This window comes from Clostridium sp. LIBA-8553, assembly GCF_057782465.1.
In genome coordinates, this window is the sequence record NZ_CM173489.1 from 1,048,443 (window position 1) to 1,063,140 (window position 14,698).

At 29.8% G+C, this 14,698-nt stretch carries 18 protein-coding genes; all 18 read left to right on the plus strand.

The window, feature by feature from the left end; all coding sequences use genetic code 11:
• The 18 genes from AC2JAQ_RS04525 to AC2JAQ_RS04610 all read left to right on the plus strand — a co-directional run bounded on the left by AC2JAQ_RS04525 (window position 1) and on the right by AC2JAQ_RS04610 (window position 14,693).
• Window positions 1-897: a terminase small subunit gene (locus AC2JAQ_RS04525; protein WP_488458116.1), complete on the plus strand. Its 897-nt coding sequence runs from the start codon at window positions 1-3 to the stop codon at window positions 895-897.
• Entirely contained in the window at window positions 890-2,257 is a 1,368-nt protein-coding gene (locus AC2JAQ_RS04530; RefSeq protein WP_488458117.1) for a terminase large subunit domain-containing protein, read from the plus strand. The genes AC2JAQ_RS04525 and AC2JAQ_RS04530 overlap by 8 nt, the downstream gene beginning before the upstream one ends.
• Window positions 2,258-2,259: 2 nt before the next feature.
• Complete coding sequence (locus AC2JAQ_RS04535) at window positions 2,260-3,780, plus strand: capsid protein (RefSeq protein ID WP_488458118.1); 1,521 nt, start codon at window positions 2,260-2,262, stop codon at window positions 3,778-3,780.
• Entirely contained in the window at window positions 3,764-5,401 is a 1,638-nt protein-coding gene (locus AC2JAQ_RS04540) for a phage minor capsid protein (protein WP_488458119.1), read from the plus strand. Before AC2JAQ_RS04535 ends, AC2JAQ_RS04540 begins: the two co-directional genes overlap by 17 nt.
• A gap of 12 nt (window positions 5,402-5,413) precedes the next feature.
• Window positions 5,414-5,641, plus strand: coding sequence for a hypothetical protein (locus AC2JAQ_RS04545; RefSeq protein ID WP_488458120.1), 228 nt, complete (start codon window positions 5,414-5,416; stop codon window positions 5,639-5,641).
• 98 nt (window positions 5,642-5,739) lie between these two features.
• Window positions 5,740-6,183, plus strand: coding sequence for a hypothetical protein (locus AC2JAQ_RS04550; RefSeq protein ID WP_488458121.1), 444 nt, complete (start codon window positions 5,740-5,742; stop codon window positions 6,181-6,183).
• A gap of 95 nt (window positions 6,184-6,278) precedes the next feature.
• On the plus strand, window positions 6,279-6,743 hold the full coding sequence (locus tag AC2JAQ_RS04555) for a Gp49 family protein (protein ID WP_488458122.1): 465 nt from the start codon (window positions 6,279-6,281) through the stop codon (window positions 6,741-6,743).
• Between the two features lie 98 nt (window positions 6,744-6,841).
• Window positions 6,842-7,447, plus strand: a complete 606-nt coding sequence (locus AC2JAQ_RS04560; protein WP_488458123.1) for a hypothetical protein — start codon at window positions 6,842-6,844, stop codon at window positions 7,445-7,447.
• Between the two features lie 20 nt (window positions 7,448-7,467).
• Complete coding sequence (locus AC2JAQ_RS04565) at window positions 7,468-8,373, plus strand: capsid protein (protein WP_488458124.1); 906 nt, start codon at window positions 7,468-7,470, stop codon at window positions 8,371-8,373.
• Between the two features lie 13 nt (window positions 8,374-8,386).
• Window positions 8,387-8,635 carry a hypothetical protein gene (locus AC2JAQ_RS04570; protein ID WP_488458125.1) on the plus strand — a complete coding sequence of 83 codons (249 nt, stop codon included), beginning with the start codon at window positions 8,387-8,389 and terminating at the stop codon, window positions 8,633-8,635.
• Between the two features lie 36 nt (window positions 8,636-8,671).
• Complete coding sequence (locus AC2JAQ_RS04575; protein ID WP_488458126.1) at window positions 8,672-9,034, plus strand: head-tail connector protein; 363 nt, start codon at window positions 8,672-8,674, stop codon at window positions 9,032-9,034.
• 2 nt (window positions 9,035-9,036) lie between these two features.
• Window positions 9,037-9,363: a hypothetical protein gene (locus AC2JAQ_RS04580; RefSeq protein ID WP_488458127.1), complete on the plus strand. Its 327-nt coding sequence runs from the start codon at window positions 9,037-9,039 to the stop codon at window positions 9,361-9,363.
• Window positions 9,363-9,749 (plus strand): hypothetical protein, encoded by a 387-nt coding sequence (locus AC2JAQ_RS04585; protein ID WP_488458128.1) that lies wholly within the window; start codon window positions 9,363-9,365, stop codon window positions 9,747-9,749. Before AC2JAQ_RS04580 ends, AC2JAQ_RS04585 begins: the two co-directional genes overlap by 1 nt.
• Entirely contained in the window at window positions 9,749-10,135 is a 387-nt protein-coding gene (locus AC2JAQ_RS04590; RefSeq protein ID WP_488458129.1) for a phage tail terminator protein, read from the plus strand. Before AC2JAQ_RS04585 ends, AC2JAQ_RS04590 begins: the two co-directional genes overlap by 1 nt.
• Window positions 10,136-10,144: 9 nt before the next feature.
• Window positions 10,145-10,591, plus strand: a complete 447-nt coding sequence (locus AC2JAQ_RS04595) for a phage tail tube protein (protein WP_124046029.1) — start codon at window positions 10,145-10,147, stop codon at window positions 10,589-10,591.
• A 22-nt stretch (window positions 10,592-10,613) separates the two neighbouring features.
• Window positions 10,614-10,964: a hypothetical protein gene (locus AC2JAQ_RS04600; protein WP_124046030.1), complete on the plus strand. Its 351-nt coding sequence runs from the start codon at window positions 10,614-10,616 to the stop codon at window positions 10,962-10,964.
• A gap of 13 nt (window positions 10,965-10,977) precedes the next feature.
• A complete protein-coding gene (locus AC2JAQ_RS04605) occupies window positions 10,978-11,286 on the plus strand; it encodes a Gp15 family bacteriophage protein (RefSeq protein WP_415276865.1) in 309 nt (102 codons plus the stop codon).
• A 44-nt stretch (window positions 11,287-11,330) separates the two neighbouring features.
• Entirely contained in the window at window positions 11,331-14,693 is a 3,363-nt protein-coding gene (locus tag AC2JAQ_RS04610; protein WP_488458130.1) for a phage tail protein, read from the plus strand.
• The last annotated feature ends 5 nt before the right edge of the window (window positions 14,694-14,698 follow it).

The following is a 14,698-nucleotide window of genomic DNA, read 5'->3' on the forward strand; positions in this document are numbered from 1 at the left end:
GTGGCTAGAGCAAGAAGTCCAAATCGAGATAAAGCATTTGAGATATATAAAGATCGTGATGGAAATATAACTAATAGAGAAATTGCTGATATGTTAGATGAAAATGAAAAGACAATAAGCAATTGGAAGTGTAGAGATAAATGGAATGTAGTACTACAAAAAAATGAATGTAGTACTACAAATAAAAAAGTACAAAAAAATACTGGTAAGAATATAAAGAAAGAGCCTATTGCAGAAGATGTAAAAGAGGTATTAGAAAATACTGAACTTACTGATAAGCAAAGGCTTTTTTGTATTTATTATATAAAATATTTTAATGCAGCTAAGGCATATCAAAAGGCGTATAAATGTAGTTATGAATCATCATTATCTAATGGATATAGATTGATGGAGAATGATAGTATCAAAAAGGAAATAGAAAAGCTTAAGCAATATAAAATCAATAGAATAATGCTTAGTGAAGAAGATATATTCCAGAAGTATATGGATATAGCTTTTTCAGATATAGGAGATTATTTATCATTTAAGAAGGTTCGCAAAAATAGATGGACCAAGAATGATAATGGTGAAGATATTCCAGTTATTAATCCAGATACAGGAGAGCAGGACTTTTATGAATATAATGTAGTTGAACTTAATGATAGTAAAGAATTAGATACTAGCATATTACAAGAAGTATCAGAAGGAAAAGACGGAGTTAAGATTAAGCTACAAGATAAAATGAAAGCTCTTCAATGGTTAAGTGACCACATGAACATAGCTACTGACAAACAGAAAGCAGAACTTGAAGTGTTAAAATCAAGAATAGTTAAAGATAATTCTAAGAACAATACTAACTCTACAGCTAAGTTAGATTCTATATTAGGACAAATTAAGGAAAGAAATAAAAATGAGTAATGAATATAGGTTGTCAGATAAGTATTTAGATTTTTTAGAGCATAGAGCACCAGTGGAAGCATTGGAGGGAACAACCGCGGCAGGAAAAACTACAGTAGGAATACTAAAGTTTATGCTAATGGTTGCAGAATCTCCTAAGAAAATGCATGTTATTGCTGCTAAAACAACTGGAGTTGCTGAAAAGAACTTAATACAAAAAGAGTATGGGATTACTGATGTATTTGGTGATTTAGTCAAATATAATGGTAATGGCGATAAAGATAATAAAATACCTCATATAAGATATATAACGCCTAATGGTGAGAAAATAATATACATACTAGGTTATGATAACGTAGATAAATGGAAGATGGCCTTAGGTTCTCAATTTGGATGTGTACTTATAGATGAGGTTAACACAGCTAGTATTGAATTTGTTAGAGAGATATGTACTAGAAATGATTATCTTATGATGACACTTAATCCAGATGATCCTAACTTACCTATATATTCAGAGTTTATTAATTGCTGTAGACCATTAGAAAAATATAAGAAAGATGTACCAGTAGAAATATTAGGGCAACTCAATTCAGAAGATAAACCTAATTGGACCTACTGGTTTTTTACTTTCTATGATAATGCATCTTTAGATGAAGAAGCTATTGAAAAGAAAAAGACGAGTGCTCCTAAAGGAACTAAGTTATATAAGAATAAGATACTAGGTTTAAGAGGTAGAGCAACAGGTTTAATATTCTCTAATTTTGAAAGAAAGAATAATGTTTTATCTAAAGATTATATTATTAAGCAAATAAAAGATAAGAAATTAAAGTTTGTTCAATTTACAGCAGGATTAGATACCGCATATTCTCAAAATAGTCCTGATACCTTTGCATTTACTTTCTTAGGTATTACAGATAAAAAAGAGTTATTTGTATTAGATGAAGAGGTATATAACAATAAAGACTTAGAAACTCCATTAGCTCCTAGTGATATAGCTCCTAAATATTTTAAGTTCTTAGAGAAGAATAGAAAAGATTGGGGATTTGCTAGAGATGTATTTGTAGATTCAGCAGACCAAGCAACTATAATTGAGCTTAAGAAGTTTAAGAGAACTAATCCATGTATGTATAACTTTATTAACTCTTATAAGAAAGTAACTATACTAGATAGAATACATTTAATGCTAGGTTGGATTAATACCAATGGTAAAGTATTTTATTATGTTGTAGATACTTGTAAAGAGCATATAAGAGAGTTAGAGTGCTATTCATGGAAAGAGGATAAGTATGAGCCAGAGGATGCAAACGACCATACAATTAACTCTAGTCAGTATGCGTGGATACCTTTTAGAAAGATGATAGGAGATTATAAGGAGGAATAGAAATGGGGTGGTTTAAGAGTATGTTAACTAAAGCAGCAATTAAATATTTAAATGTTCAACCAGCATTAACTAATCCTATTACTATACAAGAAGCTTATACATTTGAAACTAATGTAATTAGAAATAAGCTTTGGTATAGGGGAGAACCATATGAACTGGACCAATTCTTTAAGAATATATCAAGTGATCCAGTAAATAAAGCTAGGTTTTGGAGTGCTGTACCATCAGAAGATTTAAGTATAAGAAAAATACATAGTGGATTACCTGCAATGATAGCTGATAAGTTAAGTGATATAGTTGTGGCTGATTTAGATAGTATAGAGGTTACTGGAGAGGCTGATAATACATTATGGGAAGAAATAAGAAAAGATAATAAGTTTGATGATATGCTAGGAGATATAATTGCTACTACATTAGTTAGTGGTGATGGAGCTTTTAAATTATCTATAGATACAGAGATAAGTAAATATCCAATAATAGAGTTTTTCGATGGTGATAAGGTTGAATATATAACTCAAAGAGGAAGATTAAAAGAAATAAAGTTTTATACTTTTTACACTAAGAATAATAGACAATACAAACTAAGCGAAACTTACGGAAAAGGATATATTAATTATAATTTATATGATAGTAATGGTGATGAAGTTTCTTTAAATACACTTGATGAAACTAGAGAACTTGGAAATGCAACATATAAAGGCGACTTTATAATGGCAGTACCATTAATGTTTTTTAAATCTCCTAAGTTTGAGGGAAGAGGTAAAAGTATATTTGATAATAAATCAGATGCTTTTGATGCATTAGACGAAGTAATATCTCAATGGATAGATGCTATTCGTGATGGAAGAGTTCAAAAATATATACCAGAGGATTTAGTACCAAAAGATATTAATGGTAACTTAATGAAACCTAATCCTTTTGATAATAGATTCTTAAAAGTAGGTTCTAGTCTTGCAGAGGATAGTAAGAATGAGATAGATATGAAACAAGCTAATATAAATTATGAGGCTTATGTTGAAAGTTATTCTAATGCTATTGATATGTGTTTACAAGGAATAATAAGTCCTAGTACGTTAGGTATAGACCTTAAGAAAACAGATAATGCAGAGGCTCAAAGAGAAAAAGAAAAGACTACTCTATATACTAGAGGAAAAATGGTTGATATATTAACAGAGGTTATACCAGAATTGGTTAATATAATATTAAAGACTAACGATGTATTAAATAAAAAGAATACTGGAGAATATGAAGTAAGTATTATATTTGGAGAATATGCAAGTCCATCATTTGATTCAGTAGTAGAAACTGTAGGAAAAGCTAAAACATATGGAGTAATGTCTATAGAGCAATGTATTGAGGAAATGTATGGAGATACATGGACAGATGAAGAAAAGGAAGAAGAGATACAAAGAATAAAGGAACAGAATGGCTATCTTGTAGCTGAAGAACCTAAGACAGTAGATGATTCTGATATGTCATATACTGATGATAATGAGGTTGAAATAGATGGACAAGAGGGATAAGGATATACAATTATTAGCTGATATACTTAGAGGAATTACTGAAAATAAAATAAAAGAAAATGCTAAAAAGGAAAGAGATAAGTCTTATGATATTAGAAGTATATTCGAGCAAATGGAGCTTGATTTAATTTCTAGTATGCATAGGGCTTTTTATTTTCACCAAGCAGAGCAGAGTAAAGAAGGGTTTCAATGGGAGCAATGGCAAAAAACTAAGCTTAGAGAACTTGAAAAGTATAGAAAGAGAAATAAGAAGTTAGTTGAGGAATATAACAAGCCTATCCAAGAAGCTATAAACAGAGAGATTCAAGGGAAGTTTACTAAAGGTCAAGAAAATACAGAAAAGTTAATAGATGAAGTAAAGATACAGTTTCCAGATGATATAAAAGAACATCAAACAGTTAGAGAGTATATTGCTAAAGAATTAGGTAAAAAGGCTACACCACAAGTTGAAGAAAACTTCTTTGGTGTTAATGAAAAGAAACTTAATGCATTGCAAGAAACTGTTACAAATGATTTAAAAAAGGCTCAAATGTCAGTCTTAAGAAAGATGGACGATTTATATAGACAAACTATATTTAAAACTCAAGTGTATTTACAAAGTGGTACTAAAACTATTAATCAAGCTATAGATATGGCTACTAGGGATTTTCTTGAGAAAGGTATAAATAGTATAACTTATAAAGATGGTAAACAAGTTAATATTGCTAGTTATGCAGAGATGTGTTTAAGAACAGCAAGCCAAAGAGCTACATTTTTAGGTGAAGGAAAGAAAAGAGATGAATATGGAATACATTTAGTAGTTGTTACGGCTCATGCTAATACTTGTAAAATGTGTGAACCATGGCAAGGAAAAGTATTAATTGATGATATATTTTCTCATGGTACTAAAGAGGATGGAGATTATCCATTATTAAGTGAGGCTGTAGGAAAAGGATTCTTACATCCTAACTGTAGGCATACATTAGCAACTTACTTCCCAGGTATAACTAGAATACCAACTATACCAGATGGTAAAGAAGCCATTAAACTTTATGAAGCAGAACAGAAACAGAGATATTATGAAAGACAATTAAGAAAATGGAAGAGGTTCAAAGCTGGCAGTTGTGATGAAGAAGATAAAGAAATAGCAAGTAAAAAGGTTAAAGAATTAGAAAAAGTTTTAAAGCAGCATTTAGAAAGTAATAAAGAGCTTAGAAGAAATAATTATAGAGAAAAAGCTAGAGAAGGTTTAAATATTAAGGATGCTAATATAGAGGCAGAAGTATTGAAGCAGAAGGTTCAAAATGCTAAAATTAAAGAAATAAGAGAGTTTATTAAGAATAATCAGCCTTTAAAAATAGAGGTAGGAAAACAAGGTAAACATATTTTAGGTCATAATAACTACATTGAAGGTAGAAGTTATTTAACCATATCTTTAGAAGAGGCACAAGAACTTATTAACAAGTATGCTGGTACTGGTGATTTAGATATGGATTCTAAAGGTAACTGGAGAAAAAAAGAAATAATAAAAACAGATAAAGAAATAGGTGTTAATGTAAGTATGTTAGATGGTTCAGAGACCAAAACAAATAATTTTAAGATACATTATTCTAAAAAAGGAACTCATATAGTTCCTAATTAAAGAGGTGATTCCATGTTTAACTTAGTAGAGAAATTAAGAGATATAATGAAAACTTATAAGCTAGATAATAACCTTAAGTTAAAAATAAAAACTGTTGATGGGAATATCATTATTGGACCATATGAAGGATTTACACAAGCTTTAGATAATGAACCAGAGATAGCAAGTATAGAATTAAAAAGAGATGGGTATAACATAGAGCTATATGAAAATGAAATAAAGTCTATAGAGGTAATATAAATATTTAGTATAATTATAGTAATTAATAAAAATATTTGTAATTAAACAAATTTACTAGTATAGTATACTTGTTTAGTAATTTATGGGAGGATAAAGTAATGTTAAGAAATAAGGAAGATTTAAAAAGGTATTATAAAGAACAAAATTCAAAAGAGATTATTGATTTAAATGAAGGTCAAATAAATGAATTTGTATTTGATTCTTTATGTTTAAATTATTATTTAATAGATAAATTAAGAGAACATATAAATGAAGAATCTTATACATTATTTATTAAAGATATATTTGGAGCAAAACCTTTTAAGGAAAGAATAGAATCAGAGTTAACTCATTCTATTGTTGCAGTAAAATATGATAGAAATAGTAATATAATAAAGAATACTACTCAATTTTTATGTGATAAGTTTACAATAAATGATGAATATAATATACCAGTGTTATTAAAAAGTATATCAGATTATTTAAGAAATAATCGAGGGATTGATAGTGAGATTTTGGATAATGGAATACTAATAAACATGAATCAGTTTAAAGAAGATTAAAAACAGATATAATAATAGTTAAATTTTAAAAGCCTTAGGAAACTAAGGTTTTTTATTATGTAAAAATATATTGAAATACTAAAGGAGAAATTATAATGCAAAGTTATATAAGTGTAAAGTTGATAAAAGCTAAAGAGATGACTAGAGGAGACTATAATAAGTTTAGAGGTTGGACTATTCCAGTAAATGAAAATCCATCGGATGAAGGATATTTAATTGAGTATCAAGATGGATATATATCATGGTGTCCTAAAGAGCAGTTCGAAAAATATAATTTAAAAGTTGATGATAATAAGAATCTACCATCAGGAGTTTCCATTGGACCTGATATGGTTAAAAATTTTATAAAAGAAGTTCATGTATCTACTCTTGGAGATAAAACAACTTTAGTAAGAGCTATCCTAGTTAATGGATTTGAGATAGTTGAATCTACTGGTTGTGTAGATAAAGCTAATTACAGCGAAGATATAGGAGCAGAGATTTGTTTAAATAAGATTAAAGATAGAATATGGTATCTATTAGGATTTTTATTACAAACAGCATATAAAGGTGTTAAGTAAGTCTTAGAAATAAGGCTTTTTTATTTTGTCCAAAACTTGCTTAAGACTTTAAACTGTGCATGGAATTAACAGCCGACAGGCTATAAATGGAGGTATTTATGTCTATATCAAATTTTAATTTAAGAAAAAGATTAGGTATGAAACTAGCTCAAGATGATGGAGCAGGTAATGGGGGAGCAGGTTCAGAAGCTAATCCAACTGATAACGCAGATGGAGAAGGTGAGGGAACAGGAACTAATCCAACAGAAGAAAAGACTTTTACTCAAGAAGAAGTAAATAGGATGATTAAAGATAGGGTGGCAAGAGAAAAGAAAGGCCAACTATCTAAGGAAGAACTTAAAGCTTATCAAGATTGGAAGGAAAGCCAAAAAACAGAAGCAGAAAAGCAAAGTGAAGCTTTAACTAATGCAGAAAAAGCTAAACAAGATGCAGAGGAGAGAGCTAATACATTAGAGGCAAAAGTAACTTGTTTATCTAAAGGTGTTTTAGCTGATAGTGTTGACGATGTTGTTATATTAGCTAAAGCTATGGTAAGTGATGATGTTACTATGGATCAAGCAGTAGATAAAGTTTTAGAAAAATATCCAAGCTTTAAAGGAGTGCAGCAACAAGAGGAAAACAAAGGCTTTAAAATTGGTGCTGGTTCCGAAAAGCAAAAAGAAAATGTTAATGATGCTTTATCAAGAGCATTTGGAAATAAATAAAAAGATTAGGAGATGATTAAATGTCAGTATATAGTTACGCTGAACAATTTGAAAGACAATTACAACAAAAATATGCGAGAGAATTAACTTCTTATGACTTAGAGTTAGCTAATCCACAAGTTAAATTTATTAATGCACAAACAATTAAATTACCTAACATAACAGTAAGTGGATATAAGGATCATAATAGAAATGCTATGGGATTTAATGCTGGAACTATAGCTAATGAATGGGAGCCAAAGAAACTATCACATGATAGAGATATAGAATTTGCTATAGATCCAATGGATATTGATGAAACAAATTTAACTTTAGAAGTAGCTAACATACAGAATGTATTTGAAGAGGAGCAAGCTATTCCAGAAAAAGATTCTTATAGATACTCTAAGCTTTATGCAGAAGCTAAAACATATAAAGCGAATGGTGCTGTTATAGACAATACTGTTTTAACTACAGCAAATGTATTAGATTGGTTTGACGATGAGATGGAAAAAATGGATGATGCAGGAGTACCAAGTGAAGGAAGAATTCTTTATGTTACACCAGCTATGAATAAAATAATTAAAAATGCACAAAACATTCAAAGAACTATGGATGTTAATAATAACAATGGAAATGTAGATAGAAGAGTTTATTCTTTAGATGATGTTAAAATTAAAAAAGTACCATCAGCTAGGCTAAAAACAAAGTATGATTTCACTAATGGCTGTGTTCCTGCAAGTGATGCAAAACAAATCAATATAATACTTATACATCCATCATGCCAAGTAACAAGAAGTAAATATTCTTACATTAAAGTATTTACTCCAGGTACAGACAGTAGAACAGCAGATAAATATGTATTCCAAAATAGAAGTTATGGAGATACTTTTTTAATAAAAAATAAAGCTTGTGGTATTGCTATTAATGCAGAGGCAGAAGGCTAGAAAGGAGTAATATATGAAAGCTATTAAAGAAAATAAGGTTTATACAATAAATGAAACTGAAAAGAGTTATTATATATCACAAGGCTATGATATTGTGAATGATGATGGAGAGATTGAATCATATGGAGCCGGTAAATCAGTTTTATATGAAGAATATAGAAAAGTAAAAGATAAATTAGATTTATTAGAAACAGAAAATGAGAAGCTAAAAGAAGAAAATAAAAAGCTTAAAGCTGAAAATAAAGAGTTAAAGAAGTCTTAGTTTAAGGCTTCTTTTTCTTTATAAGGAAGTGATAATATGTCTTATGTAGATAGTTCATATTACAAAGATAATTTCAAAGGTAATATCCTTAATGATGATACTTTAGAAAATAGATTAGAAAGAGCATCAGATCAGATTGATAAATTAACCTATAATAGAATAGTAAAAATAGAATTTAAGAATTTATCTCCATTTCAACAAGATAAGATAAAAAAAGCAGTTTGTTTACAAGCTGAATTTATAGAGCAATATGGTGAGTTCATTAATATGCCTTTAAGTGGATTTTCGGCTGGTAGTACTTCAGTATCTTTTAATGGAAGTATTATAAATGGAATAACTACAACTAAAGAGGTCATCAATTATATATCTCAAACTGGTTTAAATAGTAGGAGGCTATAGCTATGGGAATTAAATTACCATTTCCTAAATGGCTTTTAAAGACACCAGTAGAGGTTTATCATACTTATATGAATGAGGATGGTGAACCAGTAGAAGAGTTAATTTATAAAGGGTTAAGTATATATAATGAAAAAGGAAAGAATACTCTTGATGCGGAGCGTAGACTTGTAACTTTAAGTGGCACCGTAACAATTGAAGGAGATATTTATCCTAATAAATTAATTGAAGGATATATAAAAATTGGAGAAATAAAAAAAGATATTTATAAGTCATCAAGGCCACGTAATCCAGATGGAAGTGTATTTTCTACTGAATTGGAGCTAATATAATGAAAGCTAAAGTAACAATAAAATTAGATAGAACTAAGATAAACACTTTAATAAATGCTAGGAATAAAGCTTTAGAAGAAACTACAGAGGCTATATTAAGTGATATTAAAACAAGTGCTGTAGTTCCTAAAGGAGATACTGGAGAACTTGAAAGAAGTGGTTTTGTTGATTTATCAAGAATAGGTTCTGGAGTAACATCCATAATTTTTGATACACCATATGCAAGAAGATTGTATTGGCATCCAGAGTATAATTTTAGAAAAGATAAAAATATGAATGCACAAGGTCAGTGGATGCAATCTTATATTGATGGAGATAATAAAGAATTTGTTATTAATGTATATAAAGAAAATCTAAAAAAGTTTAGCAAAGGATTGATTAAATAATGTTGCTAAGTGAAGTAAGAGAGTATTTAAAAACTAAAATAGAATGTCCTCAATGGTATATAGGAAAGATAGATGCAACTAAAGAGCAATGTATAGGTATCTATAGTATAAGAGGATCAAGAAATCATATAGCCTTAGGTGGTTTAGAAAATACAAGCTATTCCACTAAGGCTATTTCTATACTAATACATTGGGGAAAGAATGCTAATATAGCAGAACAAAAAGCACAAGAAGTATTTGATGCTTTATTTGGACAAGAGGCTGTTATAGGTGGGAAGAGAGTTATAGATTTTAAAATGATAACTACTGAACCTATAGGAGTTGGAACAGATAAAAATAACATATATGAATATGTAATAGAAGTAAATATAATACATGAAAGGTAGTGAATAATTATGGCATTTACAGGAGTATTTCCAGTTTATAATTTAAAATTTAAAATTGGAACAAAAGGTAAAGAGAGTGCTTCTCAAGATATGGCTACTATAGCTGATATGGAGAACTTTGGAATAAAAATAGATGGTAAAGTAGAAGATTGGACACCAATGGATACAGCAGGATGGGCAAGGAGTTTAATGACAGGAAAGAGTTTCTCCGTATCTTTAAAAGGAAAAAGAAATGTAGGAGATCCAGGAAATGATTATGTCGCAGCAACAGCATGGAAAGATGGACTAGATTGTAGTACAAAAGGAGAAATAGATTTTCCAGATGGTTCAAAGATTGAATTTGATTGTGTAATTGATGTTAAAAATGTTGGTGGAGATGATAGTACAAAGGTTGCTCCACTTGAATTCGACTTAAAAGGTGATGGTAAACCAACTTATACACCAGCAAGTGCATAGCAAATTAAAGGAGTGAATAATAATGGCAAAAGTATATAACATAATGAACAAACTAACAAATGAAAAACCAGTTTTAAAAATAGATGAAGATCATGAGTATAAAATAAATAATAGTAAAAATAATGCTATCTATATTCAATCATTAGTTAAGAATAAAGATAAACAAGGAAATGACATTGAGGTTTTAGACAAGATTGTAAAAGCCTCATTACCTAAAGAAGCTTTTGAGTATATAGAAAGTTTAGATTTAAGTTTAGATGCATATAGTGTAATAGTTAATGCTATAATGGCTGGAATATCTAATTTAGAATTAGATGAGATAGAGGAATTAAATCAAAAAGAGATGGAGCGATTTCAAAAAGAGAAAAAATAATCAATGGTATGATTTGTTTGAGGATTGGGATTTAATAGATGCTTCGTTTACCGCTCAATATGGAATAAGACTTAGAGGAGAGGAAGAAATGAGTTGGGATGAATTTTGTACCTTACTTAGTGGAATAATGCCTAAAACTCCTTTAGGTCAAATAATTTCTATAAGAAGTGAAGAAGATGAAAATATGCTTAAGAACTTTACTGAAGAACAACATAAAATTCGTAATGATTGGCGAAATAGACAATTAGAACAAATGACAGATGAAGAAAAAGAGGAGCAAATAAAAGAGTTACAAGAAATTCTTAAAAAGGCATTTAGTTAAAGCTAAGTGTCTTTTTGTTTTATATGAAAGGTGGTGAGTTATAAATGGCAGATGCGGATTCAGTTGGAAAGATTGGTCTTGATATAGAAATTACTGGTGATATAGATAAACAGATAGAACAGTTTGCAAATAAAATATCAGAAGGTATAGGTAAAAAATTAGATAACTCTATTAAAAATTTAAATTTTGAAAATATATCTAATAGTATTTCAGAATCCTTAAATGGTGCATTAAGTGCTATAAATGAAACAATAAAATCTAATGTAGAGAAGAATAAGGCTAATATCTTAAAATCTATTGAAGAGATAAAGGAAAAAGCATTGGATGCTATAAGAGCTATTGTTGCTAATGCAAAGAAAATAAAAATACCACTAAACTTTTCACCAGTTCAAAATATTACTACACCAAGTCAAACTGATCAAAAAGTTTCAAAACCTAGAGGACCACCGAAAAGCAATTCAAATATTAATAATTTAGAAGCAATTAAAGCTAAAATTGATAATTTATCTAATAGTTTAGAAATTACAAATAGAAGAATAGAGCAACAACAAGAAAAATTGGCTGTATTAAAAGAATCATATAATTCGACTTTTAATCAAGCTAGAAAAAATAAAATTCAAGAACAAATATTAAAGACAGAAGCTACTATAAATAAATTGATAGGACAAAGTGATAAAGCAGGATTTAAACTTGCTGATTTAGATGTAGAGTTTCAAAGATTAAGTAGTGCTGCTAAAAGTTCTAGTAATGAAGTAAATAAAGCTAATGAAAGTATAAAGAGAACAGCAAATGTTGCCAATAGTGCTTCAAGAAATTTAAGAAATGCTAATAATTCAACTAGACAATATAGAGAGAATATAAATGGTGCTAGAAGTGCAACAGGAATGTTTATAGATAGCATGTTTAAATGGGGAATAGTATTTCCTATTATAATGAAAGGTATTTCAGCAGTTGGAAGTTATATTGGTAGTGCATTAATGACTAATGCACAGTTTGCTAATAGCTTACAACAAATAAGAACTAACCTAATAGTTGCTTTTATGCCAATTTATCAAGCTGTTCTACCAGCACTTAATGCTCTTATGAGTGCATTATCAAATGTAACTGCATATATCGCAGCATTTATAAGTGCTATATTTGGTAAAACATATCAAGCCAGTTTTTCGGCAGCTAAAAGTATGAATGCATCAATAGCAGCAATGCAAAACATGGAGAAGCACGGTAAAAAAGCTTCTAATGCTGTAAATGGAATTGGTGAAGCTGCTAAAAAAGCAAAAGGTGCATTAGCTGGATTTGATGAAATAAATAAATTAAGTGAACCTAAAGAACCGAAAGCAAAAAAAGGAGGAATAGAACCTATACCATTAGTGGCTCCAAATGTTGATTTAAGTCCAACAAGTGCGGCAATGCAAACTATAAGTGGTATGGTTGATAAATTAAAAGATACTCTTTCAAGAATTTTTCAGCCTTTTAAAAATGCATGGGCCAGTGAAGGAGCTGCAACTATAGAAAGTATAAAACATGCTTTGTATGGAATAAAGGAATTACTAGGAGCAATAGGTCATAGCTTCATGGAAGTTTGGACTAACGGAACTGGTGAGGCAATTTTAACTACTATATTGCAAATACTTCAAAATATATTTAATCTCATAGGCGATATAGGTATTACATTTGCAGATGCATGGGATGCTGGTGGAATAGGAACAGCTATTGTTCAATCATTAGCCAATGCTTTCCTAAATGTTCTTACTTTAATTAAACATATGGGAGATTCTTTAAGAGAAGTATGGGGAGAAGTAGGTCCAGGTGTAGCAGCAACATTTATGCAAGTATTAAATGCAACAGCAGGAGTTTTAGAAAACTTAACTCAAAAATTAGTTTACGTTTGGGATAATGGAGGAAGTCATTTATTCCAAGGATTCATAAGATTAGGAGCTAAAATTTTTGAACTAGCAGGGTATATTTATGTTAATTTTGTTGCTCCTATGGTTAATTGGTTCGTTAATATGATAGCTCCAGTTATTGCTAAAGTTGCTGATGTATTAGGTACTGTTTTAGATGCATTTAGTAATTTAATAGGATGGTTATTAGGAAGTGGAAAACCAGTTCTAGATATAATGATAGTTACAGTAACAGCATTCTTCACCGCTTGGAAGGTGGCTAAACTAATGGCTTTTATGCAACAGGCTGGTGGAGTTATAGGTGTGATAAATACAATGGGTACAGCTTTGAAGGCATGTACTTTGGCCAAAGTAGCTGATAAGTTAGAAACTGTTAAATTAACTTTGATGTATGCTAAAGATTTTGCTATGTCTATCGCTAAAGGAACAGCGGAAATTTCAAAACAAATAGCGCAATTTGCTATTAGTAAAGGTGCTAAATTAGCTGATGTTGTAGCAACTAAATCAGTAGCTTTAGCTACTAATACTATGACTATAGCACAGAAAGCTCTTAATTTAGCTATGTCTATGAATCCAATTACACTTGTTGTTGGATTACTTTTAGGTTTAGGAGCTGTATTTGTAACTTTATATAATAAATGTGATTGGTTTAGAAATGGAGTTAATAATGTTTGGGCTTCTATAAAATCAGTCTTTACAAAGTTTGATAATTTCCTTACAGGATTATTTACTACAGATTGGACTAAATCTTTTGGAGTTTTTGGCAATATTATAAATGCCTTTATGAGGAATGTTGAAAATAAATGGAATGCTATAAAAAGAATATTTGGCGGAATTATAGATTTTATTACAGGTATATTTACAGGAAATTGGAGCAGAGCATGGCAAGGAGTTGTAAATATATTTGGTGGAATAATGAATGGATTAGGTGCCGTAATTAAAGCGCCACTTAATACCGTTATTGGATTAGTTAATGCGGCTATAAGTGGATTAAATAAAATAAGCTTTACGGCTCCAGATTGGTTGCCAGGTGGATTAGGTGGAAAACATTTTGGTGTTAACTTACCTAAGATTCCTTATCTAGCTAAAGGTGGTATAGTTGATAAGCCTACACAAGCTGTAGTGGGTGAAGCTGGAACAGAGGCCGTAGTACCATTAGAAAATAATACTGGTGGATTGAATTTATTAGCTAATATATTATCTGAAAGAATAAGTAAGATGGTTAGTATACCTAACATAATAAAACAGCCTAATTTAACTATGTTAGGACAGAATGTATCTAATGATTCTAAAAAGGATTATGATTACATAGAAAAATTAAAAGAAGCTATTATAGAAGCTTTAAGAGAAGGAATAGATAAAAATGACAATAACAATAATTACAACAATCAAAGTGGTGATTTGAATTTAGAGTTAATTGTTGGTGATGATAAAATGGGTGATTTAATAATTAAAGCTTTTAGGAGATTAGAGAGAAAGACAGGAAAACAAATATTAAATATATAGGAGTG